Here is a 22445-nt window from a genome sequence, read left to right on the forward strand (position 1 = left end):
CCCGCGGGGGCCTCGGGCGCGCCGTGATCGTCGGGCCGGCTCGTCATCCAGCGGGCGCGCTGCCAGGGGTCGACCGTGGCCGAGCGAAGAGGCGGAAGAACGTTCGAGCGATGCGCCTGTCGCCCTGGAGCTCTACCGGCGCGTCCGCGAGCTTGTGATCCCCGAAGACGACCGCCCGCAACGTGGCGGGGTCGGTCGCGATCACGGCGTCAGGCGTGCGCGGAGCGCCTCGCGTGATGGTGATGGTCGCGCGATCGACCTCGATCGAGAACCGCTCTTCGCCGAGCCTTAGCTCGTAGGTCGCGCGGAGATCGGCGGCCTCGCCCGCGACGAACGTCGCCTCGAGCGCGATCATCAGCGCATCGACGCTCAAGGCGCCCGCGGGCCGGACGGGCGATCGCGCGCCCCAGCGGCCGAGCTGCACGAGCAGCGGATGGAGCTCGCGGCCCCAGTCCGTGAGCTCGTAGGTCGGCGCGCCGACCTTGTGCCGCCGCACGACGCCGCCGCCCTCGAGCTCGCGGAGGCGCTGCGACAGCACGTTGGGGCTCGCGCCGGCCAGGCCGTCGCGGAGGTCCGTGAACCGCTTCGGACCGAGCAGGAGCTCACGCACGATGAGGAGCGCCCACCGCTCGCCGACGAGATCGAGCGCTCGCGCGATGCCGCAGGGATCCCCGTAGCTTCTCAGACCGGTCATGGCGGCCGCATCCTACAGCACTTGCGCATCACTTGCGAAAGAGGACCAAATGGTCCTAGAATAGGACTAACGCAGAAGCGGACATCAGGAGGAACAGCATGCGCAAGCTCACCGTCTTCAACCAGATCTCGCTGGACGGCTATTTCTCGGACGGCCACGGCGACATGAGCTGGGCACATAAAGCGGACGCGGAGTGGCGCGCGTTCACCGCGGAGAACGCGCGCGGCGGAGGAGAGCTCGTGTTCGGGCGGGTCACCTACGAGCTCATGGCGAGCTTCTGGCCCACCCGCGCGGCGCTCGAGGCGGCCCCCGCCGTCGCCGAGCGGATGAACAGCCTGCCGAAGGTGGTCTTCTCCAGGACCCTCGACAGCGTGTCATGGAACAACACGCGGCTCATCAAGGGCGATCTCGCGACAGAGGTGCGCAAGCTGAAGGCGGAGCCCGGGCCGAACATGGTCGTGATGGGGAGCGGCAGCATCGTCTCCCAGCTGACCGACGCGCGCCTGGTCGACGAGTACCAGATCGTGGTGAACGCGCTCGTCCTCGGCAGCGGAAGGACGCTGTTCGAGGGGGTCAAGGAGAGGGCGGACCTCCGGCTGAAGAAGACGCGCAGCTTCAGCAACGGGAACGTCGTGCTCTGGTACGAAGCGACTGTGTGACAGGGCCTGACGGAGGCGCGCCGCGGCCTCTCCTGCCGGCACCGTCCTTGAACCGGGCGGAGCAGCTAGCCGGCCAGCGACTCCGTCTGTGCAGCCGCGACCCACGCCGCGAGGCCAGGGTGCTGCCACATCGTCTCGGCGTACGCCGCCGCGGCGCCCGCGAGCGGGACGGCGTACGTGCGGAAGCGCGTGACCACCGGCGCGAACATGGCATCGGCGATCGTGAAATGCCCGAAGAGGTAATCCCCCTTCTGGCCATGGGCCCGCCGGCACTCGGTCCAGATCGACGTCACACGGTCGATGTCCGCGTCCACCGCGGCGTCGCGCGCGATCGGGGCGATCTCCCGGCGGAGATCCATGGACATCGCGTTGCGGAGCGCCGTGAACCCGGAGTGCATCTCGCTCGACACCGACCGGGCGAGCGCGCGCGCCGCACGATCGCCCGGCCACAGCCGCGCCTCGGGGAAGAGCTCGGCGACATACTCGCAGATCGCGAGGGAGTCCCAGAGGACGAGGTCCCCGTGCCGCAGCGCCGGCACGCGCCCCGAGGGGGAGCGCCGGAGGAGCGCCTCGCGCGACCCAGGCTGGTAAAGGGCGATGACGTCCTCCGTGAACGAAGCGCCGGTGTGCTTCAGCGCGAGCCAGGCGCGGAGCGACCAGGTCGAATACGTCCTCGTACCAAGATACAGCACCAGCGGTTCCATGATACCTCCCGTCGGCTCGCCGTCGGACGACGAACGCGCCGGTTTCTAACTCAGGCGCTGGCGTATGTCTCGTCCGATCTCACGGTAACCTGGGCGTCGCCCACGAGCTGGCCGAAGTCCATCTTGAGGACGCGATCCGCCAGCCCGAAGTACCTGTCGTCGTGGCTGATGACGAGGATCGTCTTGCCGCTGGCCCGGAGCTCCGGGAGGATCTGGCGGTAGAAGACGTCCTTGAACACCGGATCCTGGTCCGCCGCCCACTCGTCGAACAGGTAGACCGGCCGGTCTTCCAGGTAAGCCGTGAGCAGCGCGAGGCGCTTTCTCTGCCCCTGCGACAGCGACGTCGTGGAGAGGACGCCCCCCTCGACAGACACCTTGTGATCGAGCTGCAGGCGAGAGAGGTAACCCCGCGCGCGCTGGGTGAGCTCGGGAGAGTCGAGCCCGATCAGGCTCTCGAACAGGTGGAAATCGAAGAACACCACCGAGAAGAGCTCCCGGTAAGCCTGCCGGTTCCGGTCGGTGATCGCCTCGCCGTCGAGCCGGATCTGGCCCGACTCGGGCGCGTAAAGGCCCGCGATCAGCTTCGCGAGGGTCGTCTTGCCGCTGCCGTTGCCGCCGACGAGGAAGATCAGCTCGCCGCGCCGCACGCTGAGGTGGATGGGGCCCAGCGTGAAGGTGTCGTCCTTTCCCTCGGACCTGTAGGCGTGCGTGACCCCGGCGAGCTCCAGCCGCTTCCACCTCTCGGGGAGCGCGGCCCCTGCCTCTGCCCCGCTCGCCTCGACCTTGAGGCTCGCGCCGAGGTCCTCGACCTTCTGCACGGCGATGCCCGCCCGGCTCAGGGCCGGGAGCGCGCCGATGAGGACCTGCATGGGCGTCATCAGGTAGAGGAGGACGAGGGCGTAGCCGATCGACGCCTCGGCGCTCGCCTCCTGGAAGAGCGGCACGACGAAGAGCGTCACGCCGATGATGGTGAACACCATCCCCTGTCCCCACCCGTTCGCGGCGGTGAGCGCGACCATGCCGCGCAGGTTGCTCGCCTGGACGACGCCGGCCTCCCCCTCGAGCGACGTCGCGAGGAACGCCTCGCGGCGCCGCGCGTGGAGCTTCAGCTCCTTCACGCCGCGCGTGAGCGCGCGGAAGGTCTTCATCAGCTCCTCGGTCGCCTCGCGCGCGCGGCGGAAGTGCCGTGTCGCCCGGCTCATCGGGAGCTGATACCCAACGATGCCAAGGACGATGAGCGCCAGCACCGAGGCCAGCATGACAGGAGACATCCACCCCATGTAGAGCAGGCCTCCGACCACGATGACCAGGTTGATGCAGACGATCGGGATCTGCATCAGCGCGGTGGTGATCACGGGGACGTCGTCCGTGAGCGCGGTCAGCGCCCGTGACGGGCCGATCTCCTCGATCTGACGGAGGGGCGCGCCGAGGATCTTCCGGCAGATCTTCACCCGGAGATCGAAGAGCGCCCCCTGGCTGAGGCGCGTGAGCAGGATCTCCGAGTGGTAGCGGGCGAACGGGAGCAGCAGGCACACAGCGGCGAAGCTCCACATCACCGCGCCGCGCTTGCGCTGCAGCGCCTCGTTGATCAGCACGAGGAGCGCCGTGTTGCAGGCGCCGCAGAGCGCCCCCGCGAGGATCGCGAGGACGAGGATCCGCCGGGAGTAGCCGGCGACGAACGCGAGGAGCTTCATGGATGCTCGGTGGTGGTGGGGCGCTCCCCTCGCGCCGACGGGCCGCGGGCGGCCGCGACGAGGATCTGGCCGAGCGATATCCCGCCGTCGTTCGGCGGGACCAGCCGGTGGCAATACGGGGTGAGCCCCTCGCTCTTCAGGCGTCGGAGCGCGTTGATCAGGACGAACTCGTTCATGAAGACTCCGCCGCTCATGACCACGCGGCGCACGTCGAACGTATCGGCCAGGCGCAGGCACACCGCGGCGATCACGTCCACGATCGTCGAGTGGAACCGGCGGCTGAGGTGCGCGGGCGTGGCGTCCGGCTCGTCGAGCGCGCGCAGGAGATCCCGGACGAGAGGGCGGTAGTCGACCACGAGGCGGCCGTCCCGCTCGTCTATCCCGTACTGGAGCGGCGGCGCGGTCCGGAAGTCCCTGTCGAGCAGCGCCTCCATCTCGATGGCGGCCTGCGCCTCGTACTCGACCTCGTGGCAGATGCGGAGGAGCGAGGACACGCCGTCGAACAGCCGGCCCATGCTCGTCGTGGCCGTCGCGTTCAGCCTCCGCTGGGCCATCTTCACGAAGACGTCGCGGCGCTCCTCCGCGACGTCCATGAGCGCCGGGACGCGGATCCCGCCGAGCTCGTCCCCGAACGTCTCCACGAGCAGCGAGATCGCGACGCGGATGGGCTCCTTGACCGCCTTGTCGCCGCCGAGGAGGTACATCGGCCGGAGGTGGCCGGCGCGCACGAATTCACGGTAGTCGCCGACCAGGAACTCGCCGCCCCAGATGCTGTCGTCGAGGCCGTAGCCGGAGCCGTCGAAGATGACGCCGATCACCCGCTCGTTCAGCCCGTTCTCGGCCATGCAGGCGGCCATGTGGGCGTGGTGGTGCTGCACCGTCGCGACCTCCGCGCCAGCCTGGCGTTTCGCCGCCCGCGTGGAGCGGAACGCCGGGTGCATATCGCAAGCGACCGTGTCCGTCTGCACGGACAGGAGCCGCTGGACGTGCGACGAACAGTCGATGTGCGCGCCGAACGTCGCGTCGTTCTTGAGATCGCCGATGTGCTGGCTGATGAAGACCTGGTTGTCCTTGCCGACGGCGACGGTGGTCTTCAGCTCGCCGCCCAGGGCGACGACCGCACCGACGTTCTGCGGGAGGTGGATCGGATACGGCGCATAGCCGCGCGAGCGGCGGATGAACGAGACGAGCGGCGCGTCGAGCCCCTCCGCCTCCGTGAGCCGAACGACGGAGTCGTCGACGCGTGTCCGGATATCGCGGTCGTGCAGGACGAAGTAATCCGCGATGTCGCGCAGCTGCGAGAGCGCCGTGTCGTTGTCGAACGCGATGGGGTGTCCGGAGAGGTTCCCGCTCGTCATGACGAGGACGTCGAGCGCCGGGTCCTCGAGCAGGAGGTAGTGCAGCGGCGTCGAGGGCAGCATGACGCCGAAGCTCGGGTTCCTCGGGGCGATCGCCTCGGACAGGGCGCCTGGCCGCCTGCGCAGGAGCACGATGGGGCGCTGCCGGCTCTCGAGCAGCGCCCGCTCCGGGTCGCTGAGCGAGACATGGCGGCTCGCCGCCTCGGCGTCGGCCACCATGATCGCGAACGGCTTGGCGTCGCGGCGCTTGCGCCGGCGCAGCTCCCGCACCGCCGCCTCGTTGCGCGCGTCCGCGACGAGGTGGAAGCCGCCGAGGCTCTTCACAGCGAAGAGCGCGCCCTCGCGGAGCCGCTCGATGGCGAAGCGCACCGCGTCCTCCGCCTCGATCGGCGCGCCGAGCCGATCGGTGAGCGTGAGCCGGGGGCCGCACGCGGGGCACGCGTTCGGCTGCGCGTGGTAGCGCCGATCCTCGATGTCCTCGTACTCGTGCGCGCACGCGGGGCACATCGGGAAGCTCTTCATCGTTGTCTGCGGCCGGTCGTACGGCATGTCGCAGATGATCGAGTAGCGCGGCCCGCAATGCGTGCAGTTGATGAACGGGTAGCGGTGGCGGCGGTTCGAAGGGTCCCTGAGCTCCCGCAGGCACTCGGCGCAGACGTCCGAGTCGGGCGGGATGAGCGTGTCGGTGCTGCGCAGATCCACGCTGCCGCGGATCTGGAAGTCGTCGTACCGGGGGGCGGGCTCGGCGAGCGCTTCCTCACGGACGCCCGTGATCCGGGCGAGCGGCGGCGGCGACTCGACGAGCGCGCGCAGGAACGCCTGGATCGCCTCGTCGCCGGCCTGCAGCTCGAGCAGCACGCCGCGGGAGTCGTTGAGGACCCAGCCGCGCGCCCCGACGGCGCGGGCGAGCCGGTGCACGAAGGGCCGGAAGCCGACGCCCTGGACGATGCCCGAGACCCGGAATCGGCGGGTCACGATCACCGGCCGCGCGTCAGCAGAGTCGGGGGAGTTCGGCTCCATAAAGCTCCTCGAGCAGGGTTTGAGTCCCATCGGGCTCGGTCATGGACACGACGGGCTCCGTCGCGGCCTTGACCTCCCCGATGACCGCCGCGTTGCGGCCGTAGGGGTGCGCGCGGAGGATCCCGAGCACGTCGCCCGCCTTGTCCGCCTCGACGAACAGGCAGAGGCACCCCTCGTTGGCGAGGTGGATGAGGTTGATGCCGAGCATGTCGGCCGCCATGACCGCCTCCGGCAGCACGGGCAGCGCCGCGCGCGCGAAGGAGAGCTCGGCGCCCGACGCGCGGGCGAACTCGTGGAGGACGGCGCACAGGCCGCCGCGCGTCACGTCGCGGATGGCCGCCACGGCGCCCTGGGGCACGCCCTTGAGGACCGCGTCGATGAGCCCGTTGAGCGGCGCGCAGTCGCTCTGCACCCGCTTCTCGAAGCCGAGCCCCTCGCGGACCGAGAGCAGGTGGATGGAGTGGTTGCCGAGATACCCGCTCACGATGATCTTGTGCCCCGGCCGCACGGCGCGGCTCACGAGCGGCGGGCGCTCGAAGACGCCCACGCCGGCCGTGTTCATGAAGAGCCGGTCTGCCTCGCCCTTGCCGACGACCTTGGTGTCGCCGGCGACGATCTTCACGCCGGCCTCCTTCGCCGCGTCGCGCGCCGACTCGAGGGCTCGGACGAGCAAGGGGATCGGGAAGCCCGCCTCGATGATGAGGCCCAGGGTCAGGTAGAGGGGCCTCGCGCCGCTGACCGCGAGATCGTTGACGGTGCCGCAGACGGCGACCTTGCCGATATCGCCGTTGCCGAAGAACAGCGGCGTGACCACGAACGAGTCCGTGGTGACGGCGATCCGGCCGGTGGGCACCTCCAGGATCGCGCTGTCCTCCATCGCGCCGATGTACGTGTCGCCGAGCGTCGCGGCGATCCGCTCGACGAGCTCTCGGCTCAGGCGGGCGCCCGTCCCGTGGTCGAGGACGACCTCTTCGTTCTCTTTCGCGTGTTCTTTCGTCATGTGAGGCTCCAGCGTTGGCACCGCAGAGCTGCGGTGAGGGTCGAGAAAGAGACGAGGCCGCCCGGCTCCGCGGCCTCGTCGTGCCGTGTCAGCCGAGCAGCTCTTCCCGGCTCGGCAGGTCGTCGCTCTGGCGCAGGCGCTTGATGATCTCCGCGCCGGGGGCGATCGCCGCGCAGTACGACGCCATCCACTCGAGGGAGCGCTTCTTGTCCTCCTCCTTGAGGGAGAACACGCCATCCTCGGGGACCCACACCTTGTACCCGCGGAAGAAGCCGTCCGCCGCCGTGGTCTGCACGCAGATCTGGGTCTGGATGCCCGTGACGAGGATCGTCTTGACGCCGAGCTCCTTCAGCTTGTCGTCGAGGGGCGTCTCGTAGAACCCGCTGTCGCGGTGCTTGACCATCACGATGTCGGACGGATGGACGAAGTCCTTGATCAGCTCGGCGTTGGGCGTGCCCTTGATCGCCGGGATGTCCTTCCCGCGGAAGCGGCGCTGGATCTGCGGATCGGCCGGATCGTTGATGAGCTGGAGGTGGACGACGACGTGCCCCAGGGCGCGGATGGCGCCGAGGAACATGTTGAACTGCGGCGCCACCCTGGAGAGGAGCTCGCGACCTCCCGGCATCTTGTCGATGAACTCGTACTGAAGGTCGTTGGTGAGCACTGCGATGTTGGGCATGATGATCCTCTTGGATTCGGTTGATGGATTCGAGACGAGACAGTCAAAGGCCCTTGCCTGGCAACGAGCGCGGCAGGGCGGCGAAGCGCGGCGGCGCGAGCGCCGATCACCCCGGCGGCCGGGCGGCTCCGGCGCCTTCGCGCGGGGCGCCGGGGTCCGCCTCGAGCAGCGCGGCCCGGATGCGCTCGGCGAGCGCGCCGACGTGCGGTCTGCGGAGCAGCGTGTAGTGGTCGCCGGCCGCGACGTGGCTCCGCAGGCCGGGGGCCCACTTCGCCCACGCGGGGCGCGGATCCCTGCGCGGCGAGGCCTCGGCGCGGAAGAGCTCCACGCGGGCCGAGACCTCGCCGGGGGTGTAGCGCGCGAGCAGCGCCGCGTTCCGCTGGAAGGCGTCGAGCAGGGCATCCAGCTCGCCGAGCGTCGTCCCGCGGGGCAGCGCGCCGAGCTCCTGCGCGCGCGCTAGCAGCCACGCGGCGTCGGCCGCGCCGCCGTCCGGCCCGGCGAGCGCCGCGGCGGCCGGCGCGCCCGCGATCCGCGCGAGATCCGCGGCGAACTGAGCGATCGGCGGGAGGTCGTCGCCGGGCTCGTCGAACGGGGGGAGGTACGCGTCCACGAGGACGACGGCGGCCACGCTGCGCCCGCCGCGCTCGAGGACGCGCGCCATCTCGAACGCCACCACGCCGCCCATCGACCAGCCGCCGAGCAGGTACGGCCCCTCGGGCTGGACGCGGCGGAGCTCCTCGCAGTACGCCTCGGCCATCTCACCGACGCTGGCGAGCGGACGCGGGGGGGTCTCCAGCCCGAACGCCTGGATGCCGTAGAAGGGCCGATCCCGCCCGAGCTCGCGCGCGAGATCCGCGTAGCAGAGGACGTTGCCGCCGATGGGGTGAACGAAGAAGAGCGGCGCGCGGGCGCCCCCTTCGTGGAGCGGGACCACGACGGAGGCGCGGCCCCGCGGCGCTCCCCGATCCTCGCGCAGGAGCGCCGCGAGGCCCTCCACGGTCGGCGCGCGGAACAGGCTGGTGAGCGGCAGATCGCGGCCGAAGCGCCCGCGGATCTCGGCCATGAGCCGCACCGCGAGCAGCGAGTGCCCGCCGAGCGAGAAGAAGTCGTCGGTCACGCCGACGCCGCCCTCGCCGAGGAGCTCCTCGAACAGCGCGCAGAGCTCGAGCTCGAGCCCGGTCCTCGGCGGGACGCGCGCTCCGCCCGCGAGCGCCGCGAGCGCCGCGGGCACGGAGGCGGCGAGCGCCCGGCGATCGATCTTGCCGCTCGGGGTCTGCGGCCACCGCTCGACCGGCGCGATGACCGGCGGGACCATGTAGTCGGGCAGCCGATCGGACAGGTACCCGCGCAGCGCCTCGCTCGCCGCGGCGCGCCCGCCGCGCGGGATGAAGAAGGCCGCGAGCCGCACGTCGCCCGGGGCGTGCTCCCGGGTGACCACCGCCGCCTCGGTCACGTCGGGGTGCGACGCGAGCACCGCCTCGATCTCGCCGAGCTCGATCCGGAAGCCCCGGATCTTGACCTGCTCGTCGAGCCGGCCGAGGAAGTCGATCTCGCCGCTCGGCAGCCACCGCACGAGATCGCCCGTGCGGTAGAGCCGCGCGCCCTGCGCCTCGGGGAACGCCGCGCGCACGAAGCGCGCCGCGGTGAGGTCGTCGCGGTTCAGGTAGCCCCGCGCGAGGCCGATCCCGCCGATGTGGAGCTCGCCGGGGATGCCGACGGGCGCCGGCTGGCCCCGCGGGTCGAGCACGTACGTCTGCGTGTTCGGCAGCGGGCGGCCGATCGTGGGCCGCGCGACGTCGGGCGCGTACTCGGCCGCGGTCGCGAGCACCGTCGCCTCGGTGGGGCCGTATCCGTTGACGAACCGCCGGCCGCGCGCCCACCGCCGCGGCAGCTCCGCGGGGCACACCTCGCCGGCAACGCACAGCACGCGCAGGTCCGGGAGCGTGTCGAAGCCGACCGCCATGAGCGCCGAGGGGGTCAGCGACGCCACCTGGATCCGCTGCTCGCGCAGGAGGTCGACGAGCCCGGGCCCGGGCATCAGCGCCTCGGCGCGCGCGAGGCACACGACGCCGCCCGCGGAGAGCGGCACGAAGATCTCCATCACGGAGACGTCGAAGCTCAGCCGGGTGAACTGGAGGACGCGGGTCCCCGGCTCGACGCCGAGCAGCTTGCGCTGCGCAACGGCGAACGCGGAGAGCGAGCGGTGCTCGATGAGCACCCCCTTCGGGCGCCCTGTCGAGCCGGAGGTGTAGATGACGTACGCGAGGTCCTCGGGGAGCGACCCGGCGTCGGGGGCGTCGGCCCGCTCGTGCGGGAAGGCGGGCTCGCTCTCCCCGAGCCGCACGACAGGCGGCAGCGCCGCGGGCAGCGCGGCGAGGAGCTCCGGCTCGGCGATGAGCAGCGCGGGGCGCGCGTCCTCGATCATGAAGGCGAGCCGATCGCGCGGGTAGGTCGGGTCGAGCGGCACGTACGCGCCGCCGGCCTTCAGCACCGCGAGGAGCGCGACGATCATGTTGGGCGAGCGCGGCAGGCACACGCCGACCAGCGCGCCGCGCCGCACGCCGCGGGCGCGGAGGTGGTGCGCGAGCTGGTTGGCCCGGCGGTCGAGCTCGCCGTAGCTCACCGTCGCCCCCTCGAAGAGGAGCGCGGCCCGCCCGGGCGCCTCCCTGGCCTGCGCCTCGAACAGGCGGTGCGCGCACGCGGCCTCCGGGGCGGGCTGCGCCGATCGGCCCCCGCTGAACGCGTGCACCACGAGGTCGCGCTCGTCGCGCCCGAGCAGCGGCAGGTCGCCGACGCGCAGCTCGGGCTGCGCGGCGCTCGCCGCGAGCAGGGCCTCGAGGTGGCCCCGCCAGCGCTCGATCGTGGCCCTGTCGAACAGGTCGGCGCTGAACTCGATGCCGCCGGAGACGGCCTTGTCGTCCTCCTCGAGCGCGAGCAGGAGGTCGAACTTCGCTGTCGCCGTGTCGACCTCGAACGGCGAGGCGTCGAGGTCGCCGAGCCTCCGCGGGCGCTCCGGCGCGCCCTGGAACGCGAAGGCCGCCTGGAAGAGCGGGGTGCGGCCGAGGTCGCGCTTGACCTGAAGGGCGTCGACGACCTGCTCGAACGGGACGTCCTGGTTCTCCTGGGCCTCGAGCGTCGCCTGCCGGACCCGCCGCACGAGCTCGACGAACGTGGGGTCGTCGTCGACGCGGACGCGCAGGACGAGCAGGTTCACGAAGAAGCCGACGAGCGGCTCCATCTCGACCTGCGTGCGGCCGGAGACCGGCGAGCCGACGGCCACGCCGGCGCGGCCCGTGTAGCGGTGCAGGAGGGCGACGAAGCCGGCGAGGAGCACCATGAACATCGTCGCGCCCTCGCGCCTGCCGAGCGCGCGGAGGGCCTCGACGAGCGGCGCGGGCAGGCTCACCGGGACGGTGTCGCCGCGGTGAGAGAGGGCGCTGCCGCGCGGCCTGTCGGTGGGGAGCTCGAGCGGCTCCAGGTCGGACAGCTGCCGCTTCCAGTACTCGAGCTGCCCCCGCCATGCGTCGGCCTGGGCGCGCTGCCAGATCGCGACGTCGGCGTACTGCACCTGGAGGGGCGGCAGATCCGGCGCGTGGCCAGCCCGCGCGGCCTCGTAGAAGGCGGACAGGTCGCGGAACAGGACGGGGATCGAGCCGCCGTCGCAGGCGATGTGGTGCGCCGTGACGAGCAGCACGTGCGCCTCGTCGGAGAGGCGGATCAGCGCCGCGCGGATCGGCAGGCTCGAGGCGAGATCGAACGGCCGCCGCGCCTCCTCCTCCGCGGCGCGCTGCGCCGCCCGGTCCCGCTCGTGCCGGGGGACGGCGGACAGGTCGACGAGCCGCAGCTCGAGGCGCGCCTCGGGGAGCACGACCTGGAACGGCTGGCCGTCGCGCGCCTCGATCCGGGTGCGCAGCGCCTCGTGGCGCGCGACCACCCGATCGAGGCTCCGCTCCAGGGCGGCGCGGTCGAGCGGCCCGCGGAGCAGCACCCCGATCGGCATGTTGTAGACCGCCGTGCCCGGCTGGAGCGCCTCGATGAACCAGAGGCGCTGCTGGGCGTGGGACAGCGGCGCGTCGCCGCCGCGGGGCGCCGGGCGGAGCGGCTCGGGCGCGCCGCGGCGCCCGTCCAGCCTCGCCCGATCGATGCGCTCGGCGAGGGCGGCGACCGTCGGCGCGTCGAACGCGGCGCGCAGCGGCAGATCGACGCCGAACAGCCGTCGCGCGCGCGCGATCACCTGGACCGCGAGGAGGGAGTGCCCTCCGAGCGCGAAGAAGTCGTCGGTCGTCCCGATGCCGCCGCGGCCGAGCACCTCGCCCCAGACGCCCGCGAGGGCCTGCTCGGTCGGCGTCGCCGGCGCGCGCCGCGCCTCGCCCGCGATCTCCGGCGCGATCTCCGGTCGACTGGGCGCCGGGAGCGCCTTCCTGTCCACCTTGCCGTTGGCGTTGAGCGGCCAGGCGTCGAGCTCGACGAAGGCGGACGGGACGAACGGCTCCGGCAGCCGCTCGGCGACGAGCGCCCGCAGCGCCTGCGCGTCCACTGGCCGCCGGACGAGGAGGTAGGCGACGAGCCAGCGGCCCGAGGGGCCGTCGTCCCGCGCGAGCACGAGCGCCTCGCGCACGTCCGGGTGCGCCGCGAGCGCGGCCTCGGTCTCCGCCGGCTCGACGCGGAAGCCGCGGATCTTCACCTGATGATCGAGCCGCCCGAGGTACTCGAGCTCTCCGCTCGCGAGCCAGCGCGCGCGGTCGCCGGTGCGGTACATCCGCGCGCCGTGGGCCTCCTCGAGCGGGCAGGGGACGAACCGCTCGGCCGTCAGCTCGTCGCGCCCCAGGTAGCCGCGCGCGACGCCCGCGCCGGCGATGTAGAGCTCCCCGGCGACGCCGACGGGCACCGGCTGCAGCCGCGCGTCGAGCACGTAGACCTGGGTGTGGTCGATGGGCCTGCCGATCGTCGGGCGCGCCGCGGCGGTCACTGTCGCGCCTGTCGAGTACGTCGTGGTCTCGCTGGGGCCGTAGAGGTTCAGGAGCCACTCGACGTGCGGCAGCGCGAGCACGTCGCGCGCGAGCGAAGCGCGGAGCGGCTCGCCGGCGAGGCACACGGTCCGCACCGACCCGGGGATGCCCGACACCGCGAGGAGCGCCGCCGCGGCGGAGGGCACCGTGTTGACGAGCGTGACCTCGTCGCGGCGCCGGTGCGCGGGCAGCGCGAGCGCGTCGTCGGCGAGGACGATCTTGCCGCCCCAGCAGAGCGGGACGACGAGCTCGAAGACCGAGAGATCGAAGCACGTGGACGTGGACGCGAGCACGCCCGCGAGCTCGTGATCCGAGAACGTCCGCCTGGCCCACCACGCGAGCGCGACGGCCTGGCGGTGTTCGATCACGACGGCCTTGGGCCGGCCCGTCGAGCCGGAGGTGTAGATGAGGTACGCCGCCTGGTCCGGCCGCCCCGCCGGCAGCGCGTCGCCCGCCCCGCCCTGCGCGTCCTCCGCGCCCGCGACGATCTCGTCGAGCAGGAGCACCTCGGCCGACCCTGCCGGCACGAGCCCCGACAGCGCGCTCTCGGTCACGAGCAGGTGCGCCGCAGCGTCCTCCAGGATCACCTGCAGCCGCTGCCGCGGGTAGCCCGGGTCGAGCGGCACGTGGACGCCGCCGGCCTTGAAGATGGCCCAGAGGGCCACGACCATGTCGAGCGTCCGCCGCACGCACAGGCCCACGCGCGTCTCCGGCCGCACGCCGAGCGCGCGCAGCCGCCGGGCGAGCGCGTCGGCGCGGCGGCGGAGCTCGCGGTACGTGAGCTCGCCGGCCTCGGACGCCACGGCCACGGCCCCGGGCGACCGCTCGGCCTGCGCGTCGAAGAGCTCGTGCAGGCACGCGGCGGGCGGCGGCGGCGCGCTCGTCGCGTTCCACGCGATGAGGAGCTCGCGCCGCTCGCCCGCCGTGAGGAGCGGGAGCTCGGCGACCCGCGCCTCCGGGGCCGCGGCCACGGCGCGGAGGATCGTCTCGTAGTGCCCCGCGAGCCGCGCGGCGGTCTCGGGGTCGAACAGGTCGAGATCGAACTCGAGGGCGCCCTCGATCGCGTCGCCCGACTCGGTGAGGAAGAGCGTGAGATCGAACCGCGCCCGCTCCACGTCGAGCGGGACCGGCGACGCCTCGACGCCCGGCAGCGCGAGCGCGGGCGGTGGCACGTTCTGGAGCGCGAACATCACCTGGAACAGCGGGTTCCGGCTGAGATCCCGCTCCACGGCGAGCGCGTCGACGACGGCCTCGAACGGCAGATCCTGGTGGGCGTACGCCTCGAGCGCGTCCGCCTTCACGCGGCCGACGAGCTCCGCGAAGGTCGGGTCGCCGTCGAGCCGCGCGCGCAGGACAAGGGTGTTGACGAACAGCCCGATGAGCGGCTCGAGCTCGGTCCGACCGCGGCCGGCCACCGGCGTGCCGACGCAGAAGTCCTGCTGGCCGCTGTACCGGTGGAGCAGCGCCTCGAAGGCGGCGAGGAGCGTCATGAACAGCGTGGCCCCGAGCTCCTGGCTCCGGCGCCGGAGGGCCGCGGCGAGCTCCTGCGGCAGCGCGAACCGATGCGTGCGCCCGCGCGACGAGCGCGCCGCGGGGCGGGGGCGGTCCGTCGGGAGGTCGAGCGGCGGCGCGCCGTCGAGCCGCCGGCGCCAGATCTCCCGCTCTGCCTCCAGCACCTCCGGCGTGAGCTCCTGCCGCTGCCACGCGGCGTAGTCGGCGTACTGGACCGGAAGCGGGCGGAGCGCCGGCGCCGCACCTCTCGCGAACGCCGCGTAGGCCGCCGTGAGCTCGTGCGCGAGCACGCCGAGCGACCACCCGTCCGAGGCGATGTGGTGGAGGGTGACGACCAGCACGTGCTCGTCGGGCGCGAGCCGGAAGAGCGTCGCGCGCAGGAGGGGCCCCTTCTCCAGGTCGAACGGCCTCGCTGCTTCTCGCGATGCGTCGCTTTGTAAAGTCGTTTCCCGATCGCGCGCGGGGACCTCCGAGAGGTCGACGAGGGGGAGGGGCCACGCGTCCGGAGCGCCCTGGAAGCGCTGGACGGGGCGGCCGTCGACCGCGTGGATCGTCGCGCGCAGCACCTCGTGCCGCCGCACGACCTCGGCGATCGCGCGCGCGAGCGCCGTGAGGTCGAGCGCGCCGCGCAGGTTGAGCGCCGCGGGCACGTTGTACGTGGCGCTCTCGGGCTCGAGCTGATCCAGGAACCACAGCCGTTGCTGCGCGAAGGACAGCGGCGCCTCCTCGCCGAAGCGCGCCGCCGGCGCGAGGGGCGCCTGCGCCCGGCGCGCCTCCCCGCGGGTCGACCGCTCGATGTGCGCGGCGAGCCGGGCGATGGTCGGCGCCTCGAAGAGCGACCGGACGCCGACGTCGACGCCGAGCACGTCGCGCAGGCGGGCCGCCGCGCGCGTGGCCGAGAGGGAGTGCCCGCCCATCGCGAAGAAGTCGTCGTGGACGCCGACCCGATCGAGGCCGAGGACGGCGCGCCACACCTCGCCGATCGCCTGCTCCAGGCCGGTGCGCGGCGCCGTCTGCGCCGCGAGCTCGCCCGGGGCATTCCACGCGGGCGCGGGCAGCGCCTTGCGGTCCACCTTGCCATTCGCGCTCAGCGGGAGGGCGTCGAGCGCGACGAACGCGGCCGGGATCATGTAGCCCGGCAGGCGCGACGAGAGCTGGTCCTTGAGGGCACCCGGCTCGAAGGACGGCGCTTCGGGGACCACGTAGGCGACGAGCCGCGGATCCCCCGGCGCGTCCTCGCGCGCGACGACGACGACATCGCGGATCCCGCCGCACCGCGCGATGACCGCCTCGATCTCGCCGAGCTCGATGCGGAAGCCGCGGAGCTTGATCTGGTGGTCGATGCGCCCCAGGAACACGAGCTCGCCGCCGGGCAGCCGACGCACCAGATCGCCCGTCCGGTAGAGGCGCGCCCCCGCCGCTGTGGAGAACGGATCCGGAAGGAACGCTGCCTCCGTGCGCTCCGGGTCGAGGAGGTACCCCCGGCCGACCCCGTCGCCGCCCACGTACAGCTCGCCGGCGACGCCGAGCGGCACGGGCTGCCGCCGTCGATCCAGCACGTAGAGCTGCGTGTTCTGGATCGCGCTGCCGATCGGCACGTACGCCGCGTCCTCCGCCGGGGGCTCGGCGATGACGTGCTGGGCGACGTCGTCCGAGCACTCCGTCGGGCCGTAGGCGTTCATCAGCGGGATCCGCGGGTAGAGCGCGAGCCACCTGCGCGCGAGATCGGGGGGGAGCGCCTCGCCCGTGAGCACGAGCCACCGCAGGCCGTCGAGGCGCGGCCGCCACGCCGGGCGCGCCTCGAGCTCGTCGAGCGCCCCGCGCAGGAGCGACGGCACGACCTCCAGGACGGTGATGCCGAGCTCCCCCACGGCGTCGAGCAGCCGCGCGGGGTCCGTCGCGATCTCGTCCGGCACGAGGCGGCACGTCCCGCCCGCGAGCAGCGGGGAGAGCAGCTGCCACACCGAGATGTCGAAGGTGATGGGCGCTGTCTGCGCGACGACGTCCTCGGGCCCGATCCCGAGGGAGCGCACCTTCGCGAAGAGGTGGTTGAGCATCCCCCGGTGCTCGACCATCGCGCCCTTGGGCGCGCCGGTCGATCCGGACGTGAAGATGACGTAGGCGAGGTGCTCCGCGCGCGCGGCCGGAAGCGCCCCGCGCTCCGCCGCGGCGCCGGCGAGCAGCGCGCCGGCCGGGAGCACCTCGAGCGCCCCGGCGCCCGCCGCGGCGATCTCGTCCAGCAGCGCGCCCGGGATCGCGGCGCCGGCGAGGAGGGGAGGGCCGCCCGCGCGCGCCAGGATGTCGGCGTTGCGCCGCGCCGGGTGCGCGGGATCGAGCGGCACGTACGCGCCGGCCGCCTTGAAGGCGCCGAGCGCGAGCAGCATGAAGTCGAGGTCGCGCCGCGTCAGCAGGGCGACCAGGCGATCGGGCCCGACGCCGCGCGCCGAGAGCGCCCGCGCCACGCGGTCGGTGGCGCTGTCGAGCTCCGCGTACGAGAGCCGCTGATCGCCGCACGCGACGGCGATCCGCGCCGGCGTCCGGGAGGCCTGCTCCCTGAAGAGATCGTGGAAGCAGGCGTCCCGCGGGAAGGCCGCCGCCGTGTCGTTGCAGCCCGCGATCAGGTAGCGCTCCTCCTCGGGCGGGAGCAGCCGGAGCTCGTCGATCGGGCGGTCCGGCTCTGCCCCGGCCGAGCGAAGGAGCTCCCCGAGGTGGCCCGTCATGCGCTCGATCTCGTCGCGCGCGAAGCGATCCGCGCGGAACTCCAGCGCGGCGGCGAGCTCGCCGTGGAGGCGCGCCACGCTCAGCCCCAGATCGAACTTCGCCGTGCCCTCCACGGCCCCGTCGGGGGCCCAGAGCACGGGCCGCCACAGCGCCCCCTCGACCTCCGCCGGCGGCTCCGAGGCGCTCTCCAGCACGAAGCTCGCCTGGATCAGCGCGTCCCGCTCCCCGTCCCGCCCCGCTGCCGGGGCCGCGGCGCGCGCGACCTCGTCGAACGGCAGCTCGGCGTGCTCCATCGCCTCCGCCATCGCCCGGCGCACGCGGCGGACGAGCTCGCGGTACGTCGGCCTTCCGCCGAGATCCACGCGCAGGACGACCGTGTTCGCGAAGAAGCCGACGATCCCCTGGTGCTCGGGGCGGCTCCGGTTGGCGACGACGACGCCGATCCCGAGGTCCTCCTGCCCGGTCGAGCGGTGGAGCAGCGCCGCGTAGACGGAGGCCAGCGCGACGAAGAGCGTCGCGTTTTCTGCGCGGGCCACGGCGAGCGCCGCCTCGACGTGCGGCGCCGAGAGCGCGAAGCGGACCGTCCCGCCCGCGAAAGGCGACGCCGCCGCCCGCCTGCGCTCGGCGCCCAGCTCGAGCCGTGGCAGCCCCTCGAGCTTCGCCTTCCAGTAGGCCCGCGCCGCGTCCATGCGCGCGAGCGCGGCCCGCTGCGCGCGCGCGTAGTCGGCGTACCCGTACGCGTGCGGCGGCGCGTCCGCGCGGCCGGCGCCGCGCGCGGCGTAGCTCGCGGCGAGATCGCGCACGAGCACCTCGATCGACCGGCCGTCGGTCACGAGGTGGTGCTGCGCGAAGAGGAGCACGTGGTGGCGCTCGCCGAGCGAGACCAGGCACACCCGGAGGAGCGGCCCCTCCTCGAGCGCGAACGGCGCCTGGCCCCACGCCGCGGCGAGCTCGCGCAGGCGCTCCTCGCGCTCCTCGGCGCGCGCGGCGTCGACCCGCACGCGGGCGAGGGGCACCGCCACCTCCGGCAGCACGATCTGCCGGGGCTCCCCGGCGATCTCGCGGAACACCGTGCGCAGCGCCGGGTGCCGGCGGACGACGGCCGCGAGGCTCTCCTCGAGCCGCGCCTCGTCGAGCGCCCCGACGATCCGCGCCGAACACCACGTGGTAGAGCGGGCTCTCCGGAGCGAACCGGCAGAAGAACCACAGGCGGAGCTGGTGCGACGAGAGCTCCGCCGGCTCGCCGTCCGCCGCGGCGGGCGCGGGGGCCGGCCCGGCGGCCGGCGCGTCGACCGCCGCCGAGAGCGCCGCCGAGAGCTCCTCGACCGTCGTCGCCTGCCAGAGCAGCTGCGGCGGCACCGCGGCGCCGAGCAGCTCCTCGAAGCGCGCCTGGAGCTCGACGCTCGCGAGCGAGTCGAGCCCCAGCGCCATCAGCTTCGAGGTCGGGGTGACGCTCCCGAGGTCCACCCGCGCGAGCCGGGCGAGCTCCTCGCGCACCACCTCGACGAGCAGGCCCACCCTCCCCGGGGCGGGCACCGCGCGCAGCGCGAGGCGCAGCACCCGCGCCGTATCGGCCGCCGCGCGCGCGCCCTCGGCTCCCGCGGGCGCCGGCGCCGGAGCCTGCTGCGCCACGGACACCGCGAGCGTCTCGAGCGTCCCCTCGCGGAAGCCCTGGGCGCACGCGTGCCGCTGGACCTTGCCGCTCGACGTCTTCGGCAGGGTCCGGGGGCGGAGCAGCAGCACCGCGTGCGGCTGCACGTCGTGCTCCCTTGCGACCGCCGATCGCAGCGCCTCCACGACGTCCGGCGGCGGGTCGCCGCCGCGGCCGTCGAGCTCGGCCGCGACGCCGAGCCGCTCTTCACCGCCGACCTCGATCGAGAACGCCGCGCAGCAGCCCGGGCGAACGCGCGGGTGCGCGGCCTCCACGGTCCGCTCGATGTCGTCGGGGTACAGGTTTCGCCCCCGGATGACGATGAGGTCCTTGATGCGCCCGGTGACGAACAGCTCGCCTCCCGAGAGGAAGCCGAGATCCCCCGTCCGCAGGTACGACGCCTCGCCGTCGCCCTGGAGCCGCGCGCCGAACGCGCGCGCCGTCTCCTCGGCGCGGCCCCAGTACCCCCCCGCGACGCTCGGGCCGGCGATCCAGATCTCGCCGATCTGCCCGTCCGCGACGCGCTCTCCGCGCTCCGGCGACACGACGGCGACGCGCGCCCGGGGCGCCCCGGACGACACGAGCCGCCGCGCCCCCGCGGCGGCCGGCTCCACCGGGAGCGAGACCCCTCGCGCGAGCGCGCCGGCGTCGACGCTCACGCTGGCGGGCTGCGCGTCGCGGAGGCCCCCGGAGGCGAACAGCGTCGCCTCCGCGAGCCCGTAGCACGGGTAGAACGCCTCCCGGCGGAAGCCGCAGGGCGCGAACGCCGCCGCGAACCGGTCCAGCGTCTCGGCGCGGATCGGCTCCGCGCCGTTGAACGCCACCGTCCACGAGCGCAGGTCGAGCGCCGCCAGATCCTCGCGGGTCGCCTTGCGCGCGCAGAGGTCGTACGCGAAGTTCGGCCCGCCGCTCGTCGTGGCGCGGAAATGGGAGATCGCCTTGAGCCACCGGAGCGGCCTCTCCAGGAAGGCGAGCGGCGACATGTGCGTGCAGGGAAAGCCGACGAAGATCGGCTGCAGCACGTTCCCGATGAGCCCCATGTCGTGGAAGAGCGGCAGCCACCCCACGCCCGACGAGCCCGCGTCGTGCTCGAAGCCGGCGCGGATGGCGCGCTCGTTGGCGATCACGTTCGCGTGGCTCACCATCACCCCCTTGGGGTGCCCTGTGGAGCCCGACGTGTACTGGAGGAACGCGAGCGTCTCCCCCGAGATGTCCGGCGCGCGCCACGCCGAGGCCGCCCCGGGCTCGAGCGCGTCCGTCGCGATCCAGCGGAGCTCCGAGAGCTCGGGCGCCTGCGCTCGCAGGGCCTCCGAGAGCGAGGCGATCAGCCCGGTCGTCAGCACGAACCTCGCGCCGGCGTCGCGGGCGATCGCGCGGAGGCGCGGCAGGGTGCGATCCAGCTGCGCCGGGTTCGGCGGGTACGTCGGGACGGCGACGACCCCGGCGTAGACGCAGCCCATGAACGCCGCGATGAAGTCGAGCCCGGGCGCGTAGAGGAGCAGCGCGCGGTCCGCGGCGGCCCCCGCCGCCTGCAGCGACGCGGCGATGCCCATCGCGCGGAGGTGGAGATCCCGATACGTCCACTCCTCGGAGCCGCCGTCCACGTCTCCGGTGGTCAGGAACCGGAAGGCGAGGGCGTCGCCCTGGGCCTCCGCGCGCAGCCGGAGGAGATCCACGAGGGTCTCGCAGCGATCCAGATCGCCCAACAACACATCACCGTTCATCGAAGCTCTCCAGCGCCCTGTCGCCCTCTGCGAAGCCCGCCTGGCGTCAGCGCGTCATGTCGAAGAAGTGGTCGATCCACACCACGTCGCCTGCCGCCTCGGCGCGCGCGTAAGCCCACCTCGCCACGGCGAGGTCGAGCGTCCCCATGCCGAACGGCGAGAACACGATCGGCTTCGTCCGCGGCGCCGTGCGCTGCCCGAGGAGCACCTGGGCGAGCGTCCCCGTCACGAACTCGCGCCCGCCGGACTCCTGCTCTGCGAGGTGCAGCGACGTCCCGGCGCTCATCACGTGCTCTACGCTGTCCACCACGTTGAACGAGGAGAGGACGACGCGCGGCGACAGGTCGCGCAGGGACAGGTGCAGCACCACCGGAGCGTGCGAGAACCAGCCCGGATCGTGGACGTGCGGCGTGGCGGCCGAGGTCGTGAAGACGAGGAGATCGCTCCGCCGCACCACCGACTCCAGGTCCTTCGCCACATGGACCTCGCGGCGCCGCTCCGGCGCGAAGGCGACCTCGCGGAACCGCTCCGGCTCCGCGGGGTTCGTGTCGAACAGGAGCACCTCCGGGATCTCCCAGCCGAGGCGCGACAGGAAGGACACAACGTACCGCGCGATGAGCCCCGTCCCGACGATGCCGAGCGTGCCCGCGCGCCGCCCCCCGGAGAGCGCCGCCGCGGCCGAGACCGCCGACGCCGCGGTGCGCGCCGCCGAGATGATCGAGCCCTCGAGGCACGCGAACGGATAGCCGTTGTCCGCCCGGTTGAGGACGATCACCGCCGACGCCCGGGGGATGCCTTGCCGGATGTTCGCCGGATAGCTGGCTATCCACTTGATCCCCGACACGGGATCACCACCGCCGAGGTGGGCTGGAAGCGCGATGATCCGCGCGTCCGGCCGGTCGGGGAAGCGGAGGAAATAGCTGTTGGGACAGACCACCTCTCCCCGGTGGCCTGCGAGGTACACGTCCTCGACCGCCTTGACGCACTCCTCGGGGCTCTCCTCGATGAGGCGGCGGATGACATTGCCAGATACCACACCAAAGCGCATCGCTCATCCCTCGGCGTAACGCGACGCCCAAGCAGGGTTGTAAACAGTGTCCAGATAAGGCACGCCGCGGTCCGCGCAGAGGAACAGGACCTTCGGCCTCACGAGGCCGGTCGCCTTGCTGAAATAGCGCTGGATCGCGGCGTAGACCGTCCCCGTCGAGCCGCCGACGAGCAGCTTGTGGCGGTCGAGCAGGGTCCGGCACGCGGCGATCGACTCGACCTCGGGCACGATCACCACATCGTCGATCAGCGCCTCGCGGAGCAGATCCGGAACGACCCCCGCGCCGATCCCCGGGATGCGCCGCGGCCGCGGCGGGCCGCCGAAGATCACCGAGCCCTCGGCGTCCACCGCGACGATCTTCACGCCCGGGAAGTGCTCCTTCAGGCGCCGCGAGAGCCCCGCGATCGTCCCCGCCGAGCTCACGGCGACGAACACGAAATCGAGGGCCGTGAACGCCTCGCAGATCTCCCGCCCCGTCGTGTGGAAATGGGCCATCATCCCGTCAGGGTTCTTGTACTGGTTGGGCCAGTAAGAGCTGGGCAGCGCGGCGCAGAGCGACTGCACCCGGGCGAGCCGCGTCTTCAGGAATCCCCCGGTGTCGTCGCGCTCCTCCACCTTCACGACCCTCGCGCAGAGCGAGCGGAGCACGTGCTCGTTCACCGCGGAGATGTGGGGATCGATCACGGGGATGTAGTCGAGGCCGAGGAGCTGAGCGTACGCGGCGAGCGCGATCGCGAAGTTGCCTGACGACGACTCCACGACCGTCGTCTGCGGGTCGACCTCGCCGCGCTCGATCGCCGTCTTCAGGATCCAGAGCGCGGGGCGGTCCTTGATGCTCCCGACCGCGTTGCAGTACTCGAGCTTCACGGAGAGATCGAGCCGCTCGTGCTCGAGCTTCACGACCGGCGTCCCACGGAGCATGCTGACGAGCGTGGCCGCCCGCGCCAGGAGTTGCTCTTGTTTAAGCATGCA

10 protein-coding genes and 1 pseudogene are annotated in these 22445 nt (G+C 73.1%); 1 reads left to right on the top strand and 10 read right to left on the bottom strand.

The window, feature by feature from the left end; translation table 11 throughout:
* Nucleotides 1-43: 43 nt before the first annotated feature.
* The gene (locus POL72_RS45705) at nt 44-694 is read right to left on the bottom strand and encodes a winged helix-turn-helix transcriptional regulator (protein ID WP_272103207.1); all 651 of its coding nucleotides are present in this window, start codon (nt 692-694) and stop codon (nt 44-46) included.
* A gap of 98 nt (nt 695-792) precedes the next feature.
* On the opposite strand from POL72_RS45705, the gene POL72_RS45710 reads away from it, so the two are divergent.
* Nucleotides 793-1353 (top strand): dihydrofolate reductase family protein, encoded by a 561-nt coding sequence (locus tag POL72_RS45710; RefSeq protein WP_272103208.1) that lies wholly within the window; start codon nt 793-795, stop codon nt 1351-1353.
* A 65-nt stretch (nt 1354-1418) separates the two neighbouring features.
* On the opposite strand, the gene POL72_RS45715 is transcribed toward POL72_RS45710, so the two are convergent.
* The 9 genes and pseudogenes from POL72_RS45715 to sbnA all read right to left on the bottom strand — a co-directional run bounded on the left by POL72_RS45715 (nt 1419) and on the right by sbnA (nt 22442).
* Complete coding sequence (locus tag POL72_RS45715; protein WP_272103209.1) at nt 1419-2057, bottom strand: glutathione S-transferase family protein; 639 nt, start codon at nt 2055-2057, stop codon at nt 1419-1421.
* 50 nt (nt 2058-2107) lie between these two features.
* Nucleotides 2108-3751, bottom strand: coding sequence for a cyclic peptide export ABC transporter (locus POL72_RS45720; protein WP_272103210.1), 1644 nt, complete (start codon nt 3749-3751; stop codon nt 2108-2110).
* Nucleotides 3748-6129, bottom strand: coding sequence for a carbamoyltransferase HypF (gene hypF / locus POL72_RS45725; RefSeq protein ID WP_272103211.1), 2382 nt, complete (start codon nt 6127-6129; stop codon nt 3748-3750). Before hypF ends, POL72_RS45720 begins: the two co-directional genes overlap by 4 nt.
* Nucleotides 6101-7129, bottom strand: a complete 1029-nt coding sequence (gene hypE, locus POL72_RS45730; RefSeq protein ID WP_272103212.1) for a hydrogenase expression/formation protein HypE — start codon at nt 7127-7129, stop codon at nt 6101-6103. Before hypE ends, hypF begins: the two co-directional genes overlap by 29 nt.
* A gap of 88 nt (nt 7130-7217) precedes the next feature.
* Nucleotides 7218-7808, bottom strand: a complete 591-nt coding sequence (locus tag POL72_RS45735) for a cysteine hydrolase family protein (protein ID WP_272103213.1) — start codon at nt 7806-7808, stop codon at nt 7218-7220.
* Nucleotides 7809-7914: 106 nt separating this feature from the next.
* Entirely contained in the window at nt 7915-18198 is a 10284-nt protein-coding gene (locus tag POL72_RS45740) for a non-ribosomal peptide synthetase (RefSeq protein ID WP_272103870.1), read from the bottom strand.
* 214 nt (nt 18199-18412) lie between these two features.
* A pseudogene (locus POL72_RS52090) lies at nt 18413-20425 on the bottom strand (AMP-binding protein); the annotation flags it as partial.
* 46 nt (nt 20426-20471) lie between these two features.
* Nucleotides 20472-21461 (bottom strand): 2,3-diaminopropionate biosynthesis protein SbnB, encoded by a 990-nt coding sequence (gene sbnB, locus POL72_RS45755; RefSeq protein WP_272103216.1) that lies wholly within the window; start codon nt 21459-21461, stop codon nt 20472-20474.
* A 15-nt stretch (nt 21462-21476) separates the two neighbouring features.
* On the bottom strand, nt 21477-22442 hold the full coding sequence (sbnA, locus tag POL72_RS45760; RefSeq protein ID WP_272103217.1) for a 2,3-diaminopropionate biosynthesis protein SbnA: 966 nt from the start codon (nt 22440-22442) through the stop codon (nt 21477-21479).
* Between the last annotated feature and the right edge of the window lie 3 nt (nt 22443-22445).

The organism is Sorangium aterium, from assembly GCF_028368935.1.
Classification (GTDB): domain Bacteria; phylum Myxococcota_A; class Polyangia; order Polyangiales; family Polyangiaceae; genus Sorangium; species Sorangium atrum.

Coding starts and splice junctions, on each gene's coding strand:
- hypF (WP_272103211.1), bottom strand. CDS start 6,129: ATGGAGCCGAACTCCCCCGACTCTGCTGACGCGCGGCCGGTGATCGTG.
- sbnA (WP_272103217.1), bottom strand. CDS start 22,442: ATGCTTAAACAAGAGCAACTCCTGGCGCGGGCGGCCACGCTCGTCAGC.
- POL72_RS45715 (WP_272103209.1), bottom strand. CDS start 2,057: ATGGAACCGCTGGTGCTGTATCTTGGTACGAGGACGTATTCGACCTGG.
- POL72_RS45705 (WP_272103207.1), bottom strand. CDS start 694: ATGACCGGTCTGAGAAGCTACGGGGATCCCTGCGGCATCGCGCGAGCG.
- POL72_RS45735 (WP_272103213.1), bottom strand. CDS start 7,808: ATGCCCAACATCGCAGTGCTCACCAACGACCTTCAGTACGAGTTCATC.
- POL72_RS45720 (WP_272103210.1), bottom strand. CDS start 3,751: ATGAAGCTCCTCGCGTTCGTCGCCGGCTACTCCCGGCGGATCCTCGTC.
- POL72_RS45710 (WP_272103208.1), top strand. CDS start 793: ATGCGCAAGCTCACCGTCTTCAACCAGATCTCGCTGGACGGCTATTTC.
- hypE (WP_272103212.1), bottom strand. CDS start 7,129: ATGACGAAAGAACACGCGAAAGAGAACGAAGAGGTCGTCCTCGACCAC.